Consider the following 16245-nt stretch of genomic DNA (forward strand, 5'->3'; position numbering starts at 1 on the left):
AGTGGACTTGTCCACAAAGCAACGCATCAGACACTGCCGATGGAGAGACTGTGCACATCTCTTCGCGGACGAGTCCGCTCCCACTGACTGGCGCATACCCCTTAGGAGTGGACTTGTCCACGAAAGCAACGCATCAGGCGCTGCCGATGGAGAGACTATGCACATCTCTTCGCGGACGAGTCCGCTCCCACTGACTGCCGCATACCCTGTGGGAGTGGACTTGTCCACGAAAGCGATATGTCAGGCGCTGCCGATGGAGAGGCTGTGCACATCTTTTCGCGGACGAGTCCGCTCCTACTGTGAGCCTCCACTGGCCGTGACTTCTCTATCTGGAAGGCCACACACGAAAACGCCGACCCAAGGGTCGGCGTTTTTTCGTTCAGGCGAACGCTTACTTCTTCTGTACGCCTTCGAAGGTGATGTCCAGGTCCAGCGTCTGCGACGTCGGGCCAGGGCCTTTGATGCCGAAGTCGTTCAGGTTGAGCGTCGAGGTGCCGTTGAAGCCGGCACGGTAGCCGCCCCACGGATCCTTGCCTTCGCCGTTGAACGTAGCCTTGATAACGATTGGCTTGGTCACGCCGTGCAGGGTCAGGTCGCCGGTCACGTCGGCAGTCTTCTCGCCGGTGGACTTGATGCTGGTAGAAACGAACTTGGCTTCCGGGTATTTACCGGCGTCCAGGAAGTCCTTGCTGAGGATGTGCTTGTCACGCTCGGCATGGTTGGTGAACAGGCTGGCGGTCTTCAGTTCGACAGCGATCTTGCTGGCTTCAGGCTTGGCAGCGTCGAAGCTGAACGTGCCGTCCCAGTCCTTGAACGTACCGTGGATGAAGCTGTAGCCCAGGTGGCTGATCTTGAAGTCAACGAAAGCGTGCTGACCTTCCTTGTCGATAACATAGTCGGCTGCCATTGCCTGACCGGCGGACAACAGTGCGGTACCCAGAGCCAGAGCGGCGAGAGACTTCTTCAACATGCTTTTATTCCCGTTTTGGTTGAACAATCAATGACGACCCAGCATACGTTTGAGGGTCACATCGCGATCGATGAAGTGGTGTTTCAGTGCAGCCAGGCCATGGAGCCCCGCGAAAATCACGAGGGTCCAGGCCAGATACAGGTGAATCCAGCCGGCATTTTCCGCCTGTCCCGGAAGGCCCGAAACCAGCGCAGGTATCTCGAACAGACCGAACACTGGAATCCCCACGCCATCGGCGGTGGAGATGAGGTAACCGGCAAACATCACGGCAAACAGCGCAACGTACAGAAACAGATGACCGAACGCGGCCCCGATGCGTGTCATACGACTGTAGCTCGACAACGGCGGCGGAGGCGGACTGAGCAGACGCCAGACCACGCGAATCAGCATGATCGCAAACAGGGTGATGCCAATGCTCTTGTGCAGATCAGGCCCGGCCTTGCGCCAGGTATCGTAGTAATCCAGCCCGACCATCCAGAGCCCCAGTGCGAACAAGCCAAACACTACAACGGCTACACCCCAGTGCAGCACCATGCTGATCAGACCGTAGCGAGAGGATGAGTTACGTAGCTGCATTGCCAATACCTTGTCAGAAGTGTTACCAGACTAGCTTTTTATCTATCGAATGAAAGCGCAAAATTTCGCTTTGATGCATCGAAGAACATGATTGATCGCTGACCGGGACTTAGCCCTTTCTCGATCCGCCAAATCCTTCATGTGCCCGCAACGAGGCGTGAAAGCCTGTCAGGACGACGCAAGGCTGACCTTGCCTCATCAGCATCCCGATAATTTCAGTTCTGTAACACTTTGCCGGGACCGTCGGCCGTCCGGTGCCGATGAACGGCATCATTGCGTCCCGCAGGACCGTTCTGCCACAGGCCCCACACAAAGAACGAATACGACGCGCACAAAAAAAGGGGCGCGGTTTACACCGTGCCCCTTCGCTCGACGATTGCCCGTCAGTTCTTGACGTCAGTTGGTGCCGTGTCGGTGGCAGCCTTGGCCGGGGCCTTTTGAGCGTCATCGGTCTTGGCCGGAGCCTTTTTCACAGGTTCCTTTTTTGCCGGCTCTTTCTTGACCGGTTCTTTCTTCGCAGGCTCCTTCTTGGCCGGCTCCTTGTGCTGAGTCTTCTTCGCCGGTTCAGCCTTGGCTGCAGGCTTCTTGGCAGGCTCTGCCTTCACAGGCGGCGCAACCACAGGGACGACGGCCGGAGCGACGGGAACCGGCGCGGGCGCGGGTGCAGGTTCTGGAGCCTTCTCGACCGGTGCTGGCGCGGGTGCCGGAGCGTCCGAGCCGCCGAACCAGCGCGAGAAGAAGCCTTTTTGCTCAGCTTGCGGCTTGGCGGACTCAGCAGGCTCGGCCGGTTTATCGGATGAACCACCAAACAGATTGCTGAAGAAGTTGCCTTCCGATTTCTGCGGCGCGGGTGCCGGTGCCTTCGGTGGAGCCACCTTGACCGGCTCGAACGATTTGCCTGCCGCCAGATCCTGAACCTGACCGGCCGCACGCTGACCGCTGCGCAATGCACCTTCCAGCGTGCCCGGGTACAAGGTGTCGGTGTGCTCACCGGCAAAGGCTACGCGCTGGATCGGCCTTTCCCACAAGCGCCAGTACTTGCTGATCTGGCCGGGACCGAAAGCCAGGTATGAACCGCCGGTCGACGGATCGACGCTGTAGCGACGGATCTCGTAGCCGGTGTAGGCGCCGCGGGCTTCGGGGTAGAACGCGTGCAGACGGATCAGCACCTGATCGACCAGTTGCTTGTCACCGAACGCCTGCATGATGCGGGCATTGTCGCCGGACAGGTTGATGACGACGTTGGCGCCGCCCTTGAGCGCAGGCTCGATCCACAGCATGCCCAGACCGGTGTTGCTGAACACCTCACCCGACATGCGCGCCTTGCTGTCCCAGACCGGGGTCTTGAACTTGAGCATGATCTGGTCGCGCCAGCCGTAATTGGTGCTCTTGATCGCGCCCATGTGCTGGGCATCCAGCGCAGGCGTCATCTGAATCTTGCTCAGCGAACGCAGCGGCACGGCCATGACGACGTAATCGGCGGTGTAGCTGGTTGCACCGGCCTTGATCGTGACGTGGTCCTTGTCCTGAATGACCGCAGAAACCGGCGAGTTGGTCTTGATGGTTTTCAGCTGTTTGACGAAGGCCTGAGCCAGCACCGCACTGCCGCCGGGCAGACGCGAGGCGCGCAGATCGCGCTCGTCCACCGAACGATAGACGCTGGACTGCTGGGCGAAATACAACAGCGACAGGCGCGAAGGCTCATCGTAGCGTGTACGGATCTGCTGATTGATCAGCTGACGCGCCGTGGCAGGCAGGCTCAGGCGATCCAGCCAGTTGGCGACGTTGATCTGGTCCAGCGCAAACAATGTGCTGTTGGCTGCCGGATTTTCCGGGTCGGTGATCGAGCGGGCCAGGTTGTCCAGCGTCTCGTTGTAACGCTTGATGGCGTCGGCCGTAGCGGGTTGCTTGACCGCCAGATCCGCCTGGGTGAAATGCACACCATCGATCAGGTAGCTGGGCGTGCGCACGAACTCGGGCGCAGGCACCGTCGCCAGTTTGAACGTGTCCAGATAGCGATTGAGCACCGGCTGTGCCTTGGTGTTGCCGATCCACTCGCTGGTGGCCAGGCCCGAGCGTCCGCCCAGACCCGGCTTGGCTTCCAGCAGCGTGACCTGCCAGCCTTTGACTTGCAGTTCGTAAGCCGCCGTCAGGCCTGCCATGCCGCCGCCGACGACGATTGCAGTTCGTTGTTTTTCATCGGCGAGCGTCGAAACGCTGACCAGCCCTGTCACTATCAGCGCACACGCGCGCAGCCACCCAGAAAGCATTCCGTGAACTCCGAAAAAACAAGGGGAAGGTTGGGCCAGTCAGCCCGGAACATCGAATAGCGAGGTAGGATACGCGAGCCATCAGATAGCCGCCAGCAACGTCCGTTGCGCCTTAAAGTTGGATGAAAGGTTGTGACACAGCCGGGCATTGCATAGGCTTGCGCGATTGTTCGTCCTCGCCTTGAGCGAGTCGCTACCCGGAGATTGCAAATGGGCCTGAATGACCAGTGGATGCAACGTGACCTCAAGGTCCTGTGGCACCCCTGCACCCAGATGAAAGACCACGAAAACCTGCCGCTCATACCCATCAAGCGCGGCGAAGGCGTGTGGCTCGAAGACTTCGAAGGCAAGCGCTACCTGGACGCCGTCAGCTCCTGGTGGGTCAACGTGTTCGGACACGCCAACCCGCGCATCAATCAGCGCATCAAGGATCAGGTCGATCAACTGGAGCACGTTATCCTCGCCGGTTTCAGTCACCAGCCAGTGATCGAGCTGTCGGAGCGTCTGGTGAAGCTCACGCCTGAGGGCCTGACTCGCTGCTTCTACGCCGATAACGGTTCATCCTGCATCGAAGTGGCGTTGAAAATGAGCTTTCATTACTGGCTCAACCGCGGCCAGCCCGACAAAAAGCGCTTTGTGACCCTGACCAACAGCTACCACGGCGAAACCATGGCTGCGATGTCGGTGGGCGACGTGCCGCTGTTCACCGAAACCTACAAGGCGCTGCTGCTGGACACCCTCAAGGTGCCGAGCCCTGACTGCTATCACCGGCCCGAGGGCATGAGTTGGGAAGAACACTCGCGCAACATGTTCGCCGCTATGGAGCAGACCCTGGCCGAACACCACGCCAGTGTTGCCGCCGTAATCGTCGAGCCCCTGATTCAGGGCGCGGGCGGCATGCGCATGTATCACCCGATCTACCTCAAATTGCTGCGCGAGGCGTGTGATCGCTACGGCGTGCACCTGATTCATGACGAGATTGCCGTGGGCTTCGGTCGTACCGGCACGATGTTCGCGTGTGAGCAGGCAGGCATTCGCCCGGATTTTCTATGCCTGTCCAAGGCGCTGACCGGGGGCTACCTGCCGCTGGCCGCCTGCCTGACGACCGACGACGTCTACGACGCCTTCTACGATGACTACCCGACGCTGCGAGCCTTTCTGCATTCGCACAGCTACACGGGCAATCCGCTGGCCTGCGCGGCGGCGCTGGCGACACTGGATATTTTCGAGCAGGACAACGTCATCGAGAACAACAAGGCGCTGGCGCAACGCATGGCCACCGCCACCGCCCACCTGGCCGATCACCCCCATGTCGCGGAAGTGCGCCAGACCGGCATGGCGATTGCCATCGAGATGGTTCAGGACAAAGCCAGCAAGACCGCTTATCCATGGCAGGAACGCCGTGGCATGAAGGTTTTCCAGCACGCCCTTGAACGCGGCGCGTTACTCAGGCCACTGGGCAGCGTGGTGTACTTTCTGCCGCCCTACGTGATCACGCCGGAACAGATCGACTTTCTCGCGCAGGTCGCCAGCGAAGGCATCGACATCGCCACGCGCAGCAGCATCAGTGTGGCGGTGCGTGAGAATTTCCATCCGGACTTCAGGGATCCGGGCTGAGCTGGCGATAAAAGACCGACGCCATCGCGGACGAGTCCGCTCCCACTTTGGAACGCATACTTCGTGGGAGTCCGCTCCCACTTCGGACCGCATGGAACGCATACTTCGTGGGGGTCCGCTCCCACTTTGGAACGCATGGAACGCATACTTCGTGGGAGCGGACTTGTCCGCGAAGGCGATCTCAAGACAAACACATCCGTACGCCTACAGAGAAACACCATGAGACTGTCCCGCTTTTTCACCGACACGCCCCTGAGCCTTGGCGAGCACGAACTGCCCGAAGCCCAGGCGCACTACATCAGTCGCGTACTGCGCATGACCGAAGGCGATGCCCTGCAACTCTTCGACGGTTCCGGCAGCGAGTTTCGCGGCACCTTGCTGGAAGTCGGCAAGAAGCGTGTGCGGGTTCAACTGGATGAGCAATTTGCCGGTCAGGTAGAGTCGGGACTGCGCATTCATCTGGGTCAAGGGCTGTCCCGTGGTGAGCGCATGGATTGGGCGATTCAGAAAGCTACCGAACTGGGCGTCAGCGAAATCACGCCGATCGTCAGCGAGCGCTGTGAAGTGCGCCTAAAGGATGAACGTGCGGAAAAGCGTCAGGCGCATTGGCAACAGATTGCGATCAGCGCCTGCGAACAATGCGGCCGCTCCGTGGTGCCGGTGATCCATCCGCCCATGCCCTTGGCCGACTGGCTGAAACAGACCGACGCCGACCTGAAACTGGTCCTGCACCCCGTCGCCGAACCCCTGACCAGCCACGAAAAACCGGCAAGCCTGGCCTTCCTCATCGGCCCGGAAGGCGGCTTGAACGACACCGAAGTCGATCAGGCCAAAAACGCCAGCTTCCACGCCGCCCGCCTCGGCCCACGCGTCCTGCGCACCGAAACCGCCCCGGTTGTAGCACTTAGTGTGGCGCAGCAATTGTGGGGGGATTTCTAGCCAAGCCGGCAGTGCCCAGGCGCTGGGAACGTGCAGGTCTGCAACACTTAAACGTGAGCTTCGTCCCACTCGGGCACGAGGCGTACCTCAACCCTTTGTCCGAGCGCGCGAGCAGCGCTGGCCAGCGTAGCCAGCGTCATCCCGGCGTCGTTCTGGTCCAGAGCCCTGTCGACGGCCGAACGACTTGCTTGCATGCGTTCAGCCAACGCCTTCTTGCTCACTTTTTGACGCTTCATGGTCTCGATCACACGCTTGAGAGCAGCAGCAGACACTTCTTCAGCGAGACTTTGCTCAGCAAGAAAGTCATCGAAATCGGAACCTATATGCTTGTTCATGACTTGTTACTCTCTAATTGCGCTTTGCGTCGCTTGGCCGTCGCCAGATCAGACGCAGGGGTCTTGTCACTCTTCTTGATGAAGCCATGAAGCAAGACCATTGTGTTTCCCGAAAGCGTGAACAGCGCTCGGGCTATCGTATTTTTTAAATCGGTTCTGACCTCCCAAAGATCAGCCTCCATCTTTCTGACCACCTGCATTCCGATGGGCCAGCCAAACTGCACTGTCATGATGTCGGTACCAATGGCCTTACGGTCATCTCGGGGTAATTCGGCAAGCCATTCTCATACGGGTTCATTACCTGCCTCCGTGCAGAAAAAGCTGACGTTTAGAGTCGGGGGCTTTTTGCTCATGCGCCACCCGTACCAAAATAGGTTCACCTATCAACGCTCAATTGTCCGATGGTAAGTGAGGACTCATTCCGTCATCTGTTGTTACGCGTGACCCCGGTTCAAAGCACATAAAAGCAGATCGCCACAAAGTGCATCAGGCTGCCGCCGATCACGAACAGGTGCCAGATGCCGTGCCAGTGGCGGATGTGGTCGTAGGCGAAGAAGAGGATGCCGACGGTGTAGAGGATGCCGCCGCCTGCCAGCCAGATGAAGCCAGCCATCCCGAGCGCTGCCAGCAGCGGCTTGATGGCGACCAGGACGATCCAGCCCATCACGGCGTAGATCACGATGGAGAGTATTCGGGCTTCGGAGCGAGGTTTGATTTCCTGCAGGATGCCGATCAGCGCCAGCGCCCAGACAATACCGAACAGGGTCCAGCCCCATGCGCCGCGCAGGGTCACGAGGCAGAACGGTGTGTAACTGCCCGCGATCATCAAGTAGATCGAGAAGTGATCGACCTTCTGCATGATCGATTTCGGACGCCCTTTGACACTGTGGTAAACCGTCGAGACGCTGTACAGCGTGACCAGACAGACGCCGTAAATGGCCATGCTGACCACCTTCCAGACATCGCCATGCAGACTCGCCATGACCAGCAGCCAGATCGCTCCGATGGCTGCCAGCACTGCGCCGACCAGATGAGACCAGGCGTTGAATTTTTCTCCGTAGTACATCCGCGTATTACCTTGTTTTACCGAAGACGTTGATTGCAGAGGCTCCCGGTTATTGAAACAAAGTGCAACACGTCTGTCCGTGACAGCGATTTCAGGCAGCCAACGCTGGATGAGTTGTGCACAATCCATCCACCTCAATAACAAACGCCACGCCATGCAGATCGATGACGAACTCACGCTCAAGAAACTGGAAATCTTCCTGGCCTTCATGCGCACCGGCAATCTGGCTCGCGCCGCCGCGGAGTTGCAGACCAGCAACGTCAGTGTGCATCGCGCCATTCATTCACTGGAAAGCGCCCTGCGCTGCCCGCTGTTCAAGCACGAAGGCCGCAATCTGACCCCGCTGGAAAGTGCTTACGTACTGGAAGAGCGGGCGCAGAAGCTGGTTCAGGAGGTGCTGACCACGGTGGAGATGACGCGTCAGGCCGCCGGTTTCTCGGCAGCGCGGTTCCGGCTCGGGGCGTTGTACTCACTGACGGTCAAGACCGTGCCGCAGTTGATCATGGGCCTGAAGATCCGCCGCAGCGAGCTGAATATCGACCTGATTCTGGGTTCGAACATCGACCTGCTGTACAAGCTCAAAAACATGGAAGTGGACGCGATGCTGGTGTCGCTGGACGAGAGCACCAACGACCCGGACTGTGAGCACCTGGCGCTGTTTTCCGACGATATCTTTCTCGCCGTGCCCACCGACTCGCCGTTCGCCGGGCACAGTGAAGTGGATCTGAGCGACCTGCGCGAAGCGACATTCATCACCCTCACCCAAGGCTTCGCCACGCATCGCGACGGCATCCGGGTGTTCGAACAGGCGGGTTTCGAGCCCAAGGTGGCGATGCAGGTCAACGACATCTTCACGCTGCTGAGCATGGTCAGCTCCGGGGTCGGCTATGCGCTGTTGCCCGGGCGTATTGCAGCGGTCTATGAAAACCGCGTGCGGCTGATCCGGCTGCAGCAGCGCTACCGGATGCAGCAACACATCGGCATGGTGTTTCTCAAGTCCAAGGAGCGCGATCCCAATCTGCTGGCGCTGGTAGCGGAATGCCGAATGTACGCAAACCGGTTGCTCGAGCAGGCGACCTGAGCGCTGCGCGTCAATGGCGTGCAGAAGCCCGGATTCAATCGTTAGCCAACGATGCCACGTACGATGAAGTACAGCACCGAAGGCCCGAGCAGACAGCCCAGTCCGGTGTGAAAAGTGGCGGTCAACGCGCCGTAAGGCACAAGACGCCGATCCGTTGCCGCAAGCCCGGCCGTCACGCCACTGACCGTCCCGGCCAGACCGCCGAACACCATTGCCGAGCGCGGATTGTCCAGCCCCATCCAGCGCGCCGCCATTGGTGTGCCGACCATCACCAGAATCGCCTTGATCAGGCCAGTCGCAATCGACAGCGCCATGACGTCGGAGGAGGCCCCAAGCGCCGCGCCGGTCACCGGACCAACGATATAGGTCACAGCCCCCGCGCCGATGGTGGTCATGCTGATTGCATCCCGATAGCCGAACAGCCAGGCAATGCTCGCGCCGACGATGAACGGCACAATGGTGCCCAGCAGCAAAGCAACCGCGCCGATCATCCCGGCCTTGCGCGCTTCGGTGGCCTGGACTTCGAACGCCGTGGCGACGATGGCGAAATCACGCAGCATCGCCCCCCCCATCAAACCGATCCCGGAGAACAGCGCCATGTCGGCCAGACCTTTCTGGCCGCCGGTGAGCGTGCCGCCCACCCAGGCGAGGATAAGGCCGATGACAATGGCGATGGCCGAACCGTGCACCCGACCGAACGTCAGCCGTTTGGACAGCACCACCGACACCCACATGATGACGCCGACGAACGCGAATGCGGTGATCAGACCGTTGTGTTCAAGCCCCTTTTCGATGAGATCCCACATGTCAGCGTCCTCCTGCCGGGGTGACATCCGGTGTCAGCAGCGACTCTTCCCTGGGCAGCGGTTCGCCCCGGTTGGTGCGGCTGATGACTGCGATGGTGCAGGCGCACAACACGACCGAACCGATGGCCGCAAGCACTGCCACCGGGCCGCCTTTAAGAGCCGTGACGACGTTCTGTTGCGCTGCCATGGCGACCACCACCGGAATGTACATCGCGCCCCAGAAGCCGACGCCCATTTCACAGTCCTTGGTCATGCCGCCGTGTTTCTGCATCCAGAGACGAGCGCAAATCAGCAGGATCATGGCGATGCCGACCCCGCCGACGTTGGATTTGACGCCCAGCAGGACACCGAGCATGTCGCCGAGAATGACCCCGACCAGGGTGCAAATAGCGAGTAGAGCCACACCGTAGATAATCATTGTTGTTATTCCTCTGTTTGCATTGCTGAAGTTGTTGTTTTTGTCCTTCGTAGCAGCTGCACGGCGTTTCTATGGGGTGCGTGATCCCTCCTCTCGCGATAGCGCGACCAGACTGTCCAGACGCGCCGCCTGAAAGGCCACGGCCGTTCCCTGTTCGAATACACGGCGCGCCAGCCCGGTCAGCACGGCACCGGGCGGCAGTTCGATCTGCAGACGCACGCCACGCTCATAGGCGGTTTCCACGGTGCTGCGCCAGTCGATGACGCGGCACATGTTGAAGGCCAGGTCGTCGCGCAACTTTTCAACATCTAGCACCGGGCGCGCCGTGCTGCCGCTCAGGTAGCGCACGCTCGGCTTGTTGATCCGGACCCTGGCGAAGGCATCGGCCAGCGTCTGTGCGGGCTTTTCCAGCAGCGAGCAGTGCGACGGCACGCTGACCGCCAGACGCTTGATGGCGGCTGCACCCGCAGACCTGGCCAGCCGTCCGACCTGAAGCATCGCCTCGGTACTGCCCGCAATGACCAACTGATTGTCGGCATTGATGTTGGCGAGAAAGACCGGCGTTTCGGCACTGTGGACCTGAGCGATCATCGCTTCGACCTGTGCCTGATCCAGCCCGATGAGCGCCGTCATACCATAGCCTTCCGGGTAGGCGTCTTGCATCAGTTCGCCGCGCAGGGCCACCAGACGCAGCGCATCTTCGAAATCCAGTGCGTTGCTGATCACCGCCGCCGGATAGGCACCGATGGAAAGCCCGGCGACGTAATCAGGTGTACAGCCATGCGCCTGCAACAGCCGGGCGCAGGCCACCCCGGCGATCAGCAGACAGAGTTGAACGGCACGCGTCGATTGCAGCGCCTGGGCGGTATCCAGCGTCATGACGTCCTCACCCAGTACCGATGAGGCCTGATTCAGGCAATCACTCGTGACCGGTTCGCCCGGCAGACGATGCAGCATGTTTGCCTGTTGCGCGCCCTGGCCGGGAAACACCCAAAAGCGGCTCATGCGCACACCTCGGCCGGTTGCCAGGGATTCACAACCAGCCTGGCTCCGCTGGCGCTCTTGAGCAGAACCCTGGCCGATGGCCGAGCCCACTCGCGCAGCGCAACGGCGCCCTGTTCCAGTTGCAACTGAACGTCGACGCGGCACACCGAGGTTTCCAGCGCCTCCACCAGCTCAGCGGCAAAGTGTCGATCCATGAACTGTGGCGTGCGCAGGATCAAATCCAGATCACTGTCCTGGTGCAGTGCGCCAAACCCGCTGGCCAGTTCGAACCCGGCACTACCGCCGACGCCCCAGTTCAACGCCAACGAATCCATGACCGGGCGGACCTGACGCAAGGCCCGTAGCGCAGGCCAGTCATGCACGCCCGCGTCGACCTCATTCACCAGTTGCTCCGGACTGACCCGGCGCGTTATGTCAGCGCTGGACATGATCGCCGCATAACGCTGTTCACGAGCACGACCGCGCAGCCCCACTGCAACCTGGCCCGCCGCAACATTCTGACGCCGCACCACCACCGGCCGACAGGCAAGCACGCCTTCGACGGCCCAGCGGGGCGCGTCGTCGGGCAAAGCGGACAGCGGCATGCCCCACAACAAATCGTGGGGCAGCACTGCCGATGCTTCGCTGCTCACCATTGCGCCCGCAGAAGTTCGCGGACCCTGGCCGACGCCGCGCGATTGCTCGCACCAAGGCGGCTGCTCAGGTCGTTGCCGGTCGCCCGAACGTCCTTGATCGCACTGCTGAGCACATTACGCACCTGCGTCAGGTCTTCTGCGCCCGGCTGCTCGATCTGACTGACCGACAGGATTTCCCACAGCAGCCCGAGGCTGGCGTAATTGTCGATGTCGTAGGCCATCGGCGGTATCGTCGACGCAAGCTTTTCCAGCTCCTCGACGCTGCGCAGCGTGACACGGGCTGCCGACGCCTTGCCCATGGCATGGACCATCACGCCCGGATCACGCAACGCGATCAGCCGATTGGCCTGGTAGCCGTGCGCCAGAAAAGCCCCGGACATGGCTTTGCCGACCAGCAGGCCGATCACCGGATGGCCCGCCAGCCGAGCCCGCGCATAGCTGTCCACCGCACCTGCCAGCGCCTGATGAATGCCCAACGCTTCTTCGCGGCGGCCATAGGCCTGGCTCGGTACATCGACGATGGCGATCAACGCTCGCTTTTCGTCGCGGTGCCGATCCTGCTCGATGGCGTCGTCCACCGCACTGGCAAGCCCCCAGCCCTCCAGCAGGCCGACTTCGCCTTGGCGCGCCCGAGGAAAGCGGTTGTCCGGATCGGTCACTACCGCCAGAAAGCGCACCGGCTGATCGCCCAGCACCCCGTCGGCCACTTTAAGCGAGGCTGGCAGACCGACGACCGGCGTCGCCCCGGCGCTCAGCGCGTTGAACCAGTTCAAACCCCGTTGTTGAGCACTCATGAGCGGGCTCCTTGAAAGAGGGTACGCACGGCCTGTGGATCGATCTGCGACTCGGTCTGCAGATTCGCCAGGCGTTCCAGAAACAGCGCGTGTCGGCTGCTGCGATGCTGCGCAGGCACACCCTGTATGAGCCAGTCACTGACCTGTTGCCTGATGGCCGCCACGTCGTCGGCGGCGAAACCGTCTACCAGATCGCTGGCGAAGCGCTGCTCGCCACCGGTCAGGCTCCAGATGAAGGGCCGATCGCGGGAATCGTATTCTTCGATGCCGGCTTCCTGTTCGATCACTTGCGGACCGTTCAGACCCAGGCGAGCTTCCTGGGTCACCAACAGATAACTGCACAGCCCGGCCGCGATAGACATCCCGCCAAAACAGCCAACGCTGCCGGCCACTACACCGATGACCGGCTGGTACTGGCGCAGATCGACGATTGCGGCATGAATCTCGGCAATGGCCGCCAGACCCAGATTGGCTTCCTGTAAACGCACGCCACCGGTTTCCAGCAGCACGATGGCGGCGGTCGGAATGCCATTGCGGTTGTCCTCGGCAGCCAGCTCCAGTGCGCCGGCCATTTTCGCGCCGCCCACCTCACCCATGCTGCCGCCCTGAAATGCGCCTTCGATGGCCGCGATGACCACCGGCAGACCCTCGACCGTGCCCTTGGCGACCACCACGCCGTCATCGGCCTGAGGCACGACGCCCTGCCGAGCCAACCAGGGCGACATGACGCGGTCGAACGGGTCGATCAATTCGCGAAAGGTGCCAGCATCCAGCAAGGCACGGGCGCGCTGACGGGCACCCAATTCGATAAAGCTGTGCTGACTCAACAAGCGTGCGGTATCAGTCATGGCCGACCTCCTCGAAGCCCTGCTCCATGCGCAGCCGCACCACGCCTGGCGTCGCGCCGAAGTCGTGAATGTCGATGCTGAGTGCAGGCGGGGTCTGGCCGTCGAACATGCGCTCGAACAGGTGCTTCCAACGCAACGAGGCGCCGTTGACCGAGGTCACTACTTCGATTGTCAGCTTGCCCGGCTGTCCGGGTTCCAGCAGCACTTCCAGATCGCCGGAGCCGACACAGCCCACCAGCGCACGGCCCTTGGGCGGCTGGCCAGCGGGGAATTCAAAAGACAGGGTTTCCATATCAGGCACTCCTCGGTGCAAGACTCGATACAAGGCCGAGCGCAGACTCAAGACCATCGATAAACAGGCAGGCGGCCAGCAGATCAGCTGCACCACCGGGCGAAGCGTTGAGCGCCAGCAATTGCTGATCGAGTTCATGCAGCGCACGACGCCCCGCCAGACTGGCGCTGCCACCGGCGTCCAGCACGCGCTGCGCGCCCTGTTGCATGGCCTGCAAGCCCTCAAGCCCGGCGCGGTAGAGCACGCAGGTGTCGGCAAGCGTGGTCATGATGGCCAGCAACGCATCCAGACGTGCGTTCTGCTCGCCACTGCTGGCGGCGCGGCTGCGGTGCAACTGCGGCAGCGCGACCTTCATCACGGCGGGAAAGCCCTGTTGCGCCTGCTCGCGAGCGCCCATTGCGCCGTAGCGTCTGGCGACCACGCTGCCGTGGCTGTTGGTGGCGACGAGCTGACGATCTTCGATCAGCGCCAGTCGTGCCGCACGCTGACAAACCGCATCTGGCGTGCAGTCGTCGGCGTTCAGGGCAGCGGCGGTCACCAGCAGCCCTAACGCCCAGATGGCACCACGATGGGTGTTCACTCCGCCTGTGGTCAGCAACATCGCTGCTTCACCTTCCCGTCCCAGGCGACCCAGTTCTTCGCGCAACGGTTGGCCAATGGACTTGAACTGCGCAGCGGCCTCGGCCATCAGTTTGAACGTTGGCCACAGCGACAGCGCCGAGGCATGCATGAGCCCCAGGTGCAGATCGGTATGCGCGCCGTTGCCGCGTCGATCGACCAGCGCGGGCTTGGGCGACAGATTGACCTCGTCCATCAGCGCATCGACGGCCAGATCGGCCAGTCGCTCGGCCAGAGAAACGGGTTGCGGTGTCCGTTGAAGTGCACTCATCACCAGCTCCTGAATTTGGCAGGCGGGTTGTAGAGGCCACCGGACCACTCGACCAGATCACTGATACTTTTGGCGGCGAGCAATTCACGGCTGGCGTCGGTGCGGCGGATGCCAAGGTCTTCGGGCAGTGCGATCAGGCCTTCGCGGCGCATGCGGGCGGTGTCCTTGGGGTTGTGGCGCAAGCCGATGGCGGTCACCCCGGCGACGGCGGCGATCATCGCCTGACGCTCTTCCAGGTTGCGCGCCTTGTAGAGGTAGGCGATGCCCTCCTCAGTCAGCAAGTGCGTCACGTCATCCCCGTAAATCATGATCGGAGCCAGCGGCATGCCGCTCTTGCGGGCAACCTCCACGGCGTCGAGCGTTTCGACGAAGGTCGGTTTGCCGCCTTCCTGGAACGTTTCGACCATCTGCACCACCAGCTTCTTGCCGCGCTCCAGATAGGCGGCGGGCCCGTCATCGTTCTGCTGACGCATGTCCAGCCAGGCGGGAGTCGCATGGCGGCGGCCTCGCGGGTCGTGACCCATGTTCGGCGCGCCACCGAAGCCTGCCAGACGGCCGCGAGTGACGGTGGAGGAATGCCCATCGCCATCGACCTGCAAGGTCGCGCCGATGAACAGGTCCACCGCGTACTGACCGGCAAGCTGGCACAGTTGCCGGTTGGAACGCAGCGAACCGTCACGCCCGGTGAAGAACACGTCGGGGCGTGCGGCGATGTAGTTTTCCATACCCAGTTCGGTGCCGAAGCAATGCACGCTCTCGACCCAGCCGCTTTCAATGGCCGGGATCAGGGTCGGGTGCGGATTGAGCGTCCAGTTGCGGCAGATCTTGCCTTTCAAACCCAGCGACTCGCCGTAGGTCGGCAGAATCAGTTCGATGGCGGCGGTGTTGAAACCGATACCATGGTTGAGCGACTGGACGTTGTGCTTCTCGTAGATACCGCGAATCGCCATCATCGCCATCAGCACGTGCACCGGCTTGATATGGCGCGGATCGCGGGTGAACAGTGGCTCGATATAGAACGGTTTGTCGGCCACCACCACGAAATCCACCCACGAGGCCGGAATGTCCACGCGTGGCAAGTCGGTGACGTCCTCAACCAGTTGATTGACCTGCACGATGACGATGCCGTCACTGAAGGCGGCCGGTTCGATCAATGCTGGCGTGTCTTCGGTGCTGGGGCCGGTGTAGATATTGCCCGCCTTGTCCGCCATGAAACCGGCGGCCAGCACCACATTGGGAATCAGATCGACCACCAGTCGCGAATACAGCTCGATGTAGGTGTGAATCGCGCCGATTTCCAGCAGACCGTCTTCCAGCAACTGGCTGATGCGCAGGCTTTGCGTACCGGCGAAAGAGAAATCCAGCTTGCGGGCGATGCCCTGCTCGAACAGGTCCAGGTGCTCGGCGCGCCCGACGCTTGGCATGATCATGTGCAAGTCGTGCACCTTGGCCGGGTCGATTTTGGCGAGGGACCGGGACAGAAAGTCGGCCTGTTTCTGGTTGTTGCCCTCGAGCACGACCCGGTCACCGGACACCAACAGGGCCTCCAGCGCCGCAACGATGTTGTCGGTCGGCAGCACCACGCCGTCGGCCAGGGCCCGCACCTGTTCGAGCCGCCGCTGCTTCTCGGTACGGCGACGCGTCCAGCGCGCGTCGGGGGAAGTTGTTGTTGTCATGATCGCTCCACGATTTCGCTGTCGTGGG

The 16245-nt window shown here is 61.4% G+C and carries 17 protein-coding genes and 1 pseudogene; 3 read left to right on the plus strand and 15 right to left on the minus strand.

What is annotated here, in order from left to right:
- Positions 1–391: 391 nt before the first annotated feature.
- The 3 genes from BZK31_RS15645 to BZK31_RS15655 form a co-directional block, all read right to left on the minus strand.
- The gene (locus BZK31_RS15645; RefSeq protein WP_083183867.1) at positions 392–970 is read right to left on the minus strand and encodes a YceI family protein; all 579 of its coding nucleotides are present in this window, start codon (positions 968–970) and stop codon (positions 392–394) included.
- Between the two features lie 27 nt (positions 971–997).
- Complete coding sequence (locus tag BZK31_RS15650) at positions 998–1546, minus strand: cytochrome b (protein WP_083183868.1); 549 nt, start codon at positions 1544–1546, stop codon at positions 998–1000.
- Positions 1547–1929: 383 nt separating this feature from the next.
- A complete protein-coding gene (locus BZK31_RS15655) occupies positions 1930–3816 on the minus strand; it encodes a flavin monoamine oxidase family protein (protein ID WP_083183869.1) in 1887 nt (628 codons plus the stop codon).
- A gap of 210 nt (positions 3817–4026) precedes the next feature.
- Between BZK31_RS15655 and BZK31_RS15660 the strand changes: the two genes are divergently transcribed.
- Both BZK31_RS15660 and BZK31_RS15665 read left to right on the plus strand, forming a co-directional pair.
- Positions 4027–5433, plus strand: a complete 1407-nt coding sequence (locus BZK31_RS15660) for an adenosylmethionine--8-amino-7-oxononanoate transaminase (protein ID WP_083183870.1) — start codon at positions 4027–4029, stop codon at positions 5431–5433.
- 219 nt (positions 5434–5652) lie between these two features.
- Entirely contained in the window at positions 5653–6372 is a 720-nt protein-coding gene (locus tag BZK31_RS15665; RefSeq protein ID WP_083183871.1) for a 16S rRNA (uracil(1498)-N(3))-methyltransferase, read from the plus strand.
- 47 nt (positions 6373–6419) lie between these two features.
- Here the strand turns inward: BZK31_RS15665 and BZK31_RS15670 are convergent, their stop codons facing one another.
- The 3 genes and pseudogenes from BZK31_RS15670 to trhA all read right to left on the minus strand — a co-directional run bounded on the left by BZK31_RS15670 (position 6420) and on the right by trhA (position 7773).
- Positions 6420–6707, minus strand: coding sequence for an XRE family transcriptional regulator (locus BZK31_RS15670; protein ID WP_083183872.1), 288 nt, complete (start codon positions 6705–6707; stop codon positions 6420–6422).
- Positions 6704–7060: pseudogene (locus BZK31_RS15675) on the minus strand (type II toxin-antitoxin system RelE/ParE family toxin). The gene BZK31_RS15670 and the pseudogene BZK31_RS15675 overlap by 4 nt, the downstream one beginning before the upstream one ends.
- Before the next feature lie 98 nt (positions 7061–7158).
- Entirely contained in the window at positions 7159–7773 is a 615-nt protein-coding gene (gene trhA, locus BZK31_RS15680; protein ID WP_083183873.1) for a PAQR family membrane homeostasis protein TrhA, read from the minus strand.
- Positions 7774–7927: 154 nt separating this feature from the next.
- Between trhA and BZK31_RS15685 the strand changes: the two genes are divergently transcribed.
- The gene (locus BZK31_RS15685) at positions 7928–8854 is read left to right on the plus strand and encodes a LysR family transcriptional regulator (protein ID WP_083183905.1); all 927 of its coding nucleotides are present in this window, start codon (positions 7928–7930) and stop codon (positions 8852–8854) included.
- A 41-nt stretch (positions 8855–8895) separates the two neighbouring features.
- On the opposite strand, the gene madM is transcribed toward BZK31_RS15685, so the two are convergent.
- From madM to mdcA, 9 genes are all read right to left on the minus strand, one after another.
- Entirely contained in the window at positions 8896–9660 is a 765-nt protein-coding gene (gene madM / locus BZK31_RS15690) for a malonate transporter subunit MadM (RefSeq protein WP_083183874.1), read from the minus strand.
- A gap of 1 nt (position 9661) precedes the next feature.
- A complete protein-coding gene (gene madL, locus BZK31_RS15695; RefSeq protein ID WP_083183875.1) occupies positions 9662–10078 on the minus strand; it encodes a malonate transporter subunit MadL in 417 nt (138 codons plus the stop codon).
- A 69-nt stretch (positions 10079–10147) separates the two neighbouring features.
- Positions 10148–11083, minus strand: a complete 936-nt coding sequence (mdcH, locus tag BZK31_RS15700; RefSeq protein ID WP_083183876.1) for a malonate decarboxylase subunit epsilon — start codon at positions 11081–11083, stop codon at positions 10148–10150.
- Positions 11080–11718 carry a malonate decarboxylase holo-ACP synthase gene (locus BZK31_RS15705; protein WP_083183877.1) on the minus strand — a complete coding sequence of 213 codons (639 nt, stop codon included), beginning with the start codon at positions 11716–11718 and terminating at the stop codon, positions 11080–11082. The genes mdcH and BZK31_RS15705 overlap by 4 nt, the downstream gene beginning before the upstream one ends.
- Positions 11712–12512, minus strand: a complete 801-nt coding sequence (gene mdcE / locus BZK31_RS15710; RefSeq protein WP_083183878.1) for a biotin-independent malonate decarboxylase subunit gamma — start codon at positions 12510–12512, stop codon at positions 11712–11714. The genes BZK31_RS15705 and mdcE overlap by 7 nt, the downstream gene beginning before the upstream one ends.
- Positions 12509–13360 carry a biotin-independent malonate decarboxylase subunit beta gene (locus BZK31_RS15715; RefSeq protein ID WP_083183879.1) on the minus strand — a complete coding sequence of 284 codons (852 nt, stop codon included), beginning with the start codon at positions 13358–13360 and terminating at the stop codon, positions 12509–12511. Before BZK31_RS15715 ends, mdcE begins: the two co-directional genes overlap by 4 nt.
- The gene (locus BZK31_RS15720) at positions 13353–13652 is read right to left on the minus strand and encodes a malonate decarboxylase subunit delta (protein ID WP_029244352.1); all 300 of its coding nucleotides are present in this window, start codon (positions 13650–13652) and stop codon (positions 13353–13355) included. Before BZK31_RS15720 ends, BZK31_RS15715 begins: the two co-directional genes overlap by 8 nt.
- A 1-nt stretch (position 13653) precedes the next feature.
- On the minus strand, positions 13654–14541 hold the full coding sequence (locus BZK31_RS15725; protein ID WP_083183880.1) for a triphosphoribosyl-dephospho-CoA synthase: 888 nt from the start codon (positions 14539–14541) through the stop codon (positions 13654–13656).
- Complete coding sequence (mdcA, locus tag BZK31_RS15730) at positions 14541–16217, minus strand: malonate decarboxylase subunit alpha (protein ID WP_083183881.1); 1677 nt, start codon at positions 16215–16217, stop codon at positions 14541–14543. The genes BZK31_RS15725 and mdcA overlap by 1 nt, the downstream gene beginning before the upstream one ends.
- Positions 16218–16245 lie beyond the last annotated feature (28 nt).

It is taken from the genome of Pseudomonas floridensis (genome assembly GCF_002087235.1).
GTDB lineage: Bacteria > Pseudomonadota > Gammaproteobacteria > Pseudomonadales > Pseudomonadaceae > Aquipseudomonas > Aquipseudomonas floridensis.

Coding starts and splice junctions, on each gene's coding strand:
- BZK31_RS15650 (WP_083183868.1), bottom strand. CDS start 1,546: ATGCAGCTACGTAACTCATCCTCTCGCTACGGTCTGATCAGCATGGTG.
- BZK31_RS15685 (WP_083183905.1), top strand. CDS start 7,928: ATGCAGATCGATGACGAACTCACGCTCAAGAAACTGGAAATCTTCCTG.
- mdcA (WP_083183881.1), bottom strand. CDS start 16,217: ATGACAACAACAACTTCCCCCGACGCGCGCTGGACGCGTCGCCGTACC.
- BZK31_RS15720 (WP_029244352.1), bottom strand. CDS start 13,652: ATGGAAACCCTGTCTTTTGAATTCCCCGCTGGCCAGCCGCCCAAGGGC.
- BZK31_RS15655 (WP_083183869.1), bottom strand. CDS start 3,816: ATGCTTTCTGGGTGGCTGCGCGCGTGTGCGCTGATAGTGACAGGGCTG.
- madL (WP_083183875.1), bottom strand. CDS start 10,078: ATGATTATCTACGGTGTGGCTCTACTCGCTATTTGCACCCTGGTCGGG.
- trhA (WP_083183873.1), bottom strand. CDS start 7,773: ATGTACTACGGAGAAAAATTCAACGCCTGGTCTCATCTGGTCGGCGCA.
- BZK31_RS15715 (WP_083183879.1), bottom strand. CDS start 13,360: ATGACTGATACCGCACGCTTGTTGAGTCAGCACAGCTTTATCGAATTG.
- madM (WP_083183874.1), bottom strand. CDS start 9,660: ATGTGGGATCTCATCGAAAAGGGGCTTGAACACAACGGTCTGATCACC.
- BZK31_RS15705 (WP_083183877.1), bottom strand. CDS start 11,718: ATGGTGAGCAGCGAAGCATCGGCAGTGCTGCCCCACGATTTGTTGTGG.
- BZK31_RS15645 (WP_083183867.1), bottom strand. CDS start 970: ATGTTGAAGAAGTCTCTCGCCGCTCTGGCTCTGGGTACCGCACTGTTG.
- mdcE (WP_083183878.1), bottom strand. CDS start 12,512: ATGAGTGCTCAACAACGGGGTTTGAACTGGTTCAACGCGCTGAGCGCC.
- BZK31_RS15725 (WP_083183880.1), bottom strand. CDS start 14,541: ATGAGTGCACTTCAACGGACACCGCAACCCGTTTCTCTGGCCGAGCGA.
- mdcH (WP_083183876.1), bottom strand. CDS start 11,083: ATGAGCCGCTTTTGGGTGTTTCCCGGCCAGGGCGCGCAACAGGCAAAC.
- BZK31_RS15660 (WP_083183870.1), top strand. CDS start 4,027: ATGGGCCTGAATGACCAGTGGATGCAACGTGACCTCAAGGTCCTGTGG.
- BZK31_RS15670 (WP_083183872.1), bottom strand. CDS start 6,707: ATGAACAAGCATATAGGTTCCGATTTCGATGACTTTCTTGCTGAGCAA.
- BZK31_RS15665 (WP_083183871.1), top strand. CDS start 5,653: ATGAGACTGTCCCGCTTTTTCACCGACACGCCCCTGAGCCTTGGCGAG.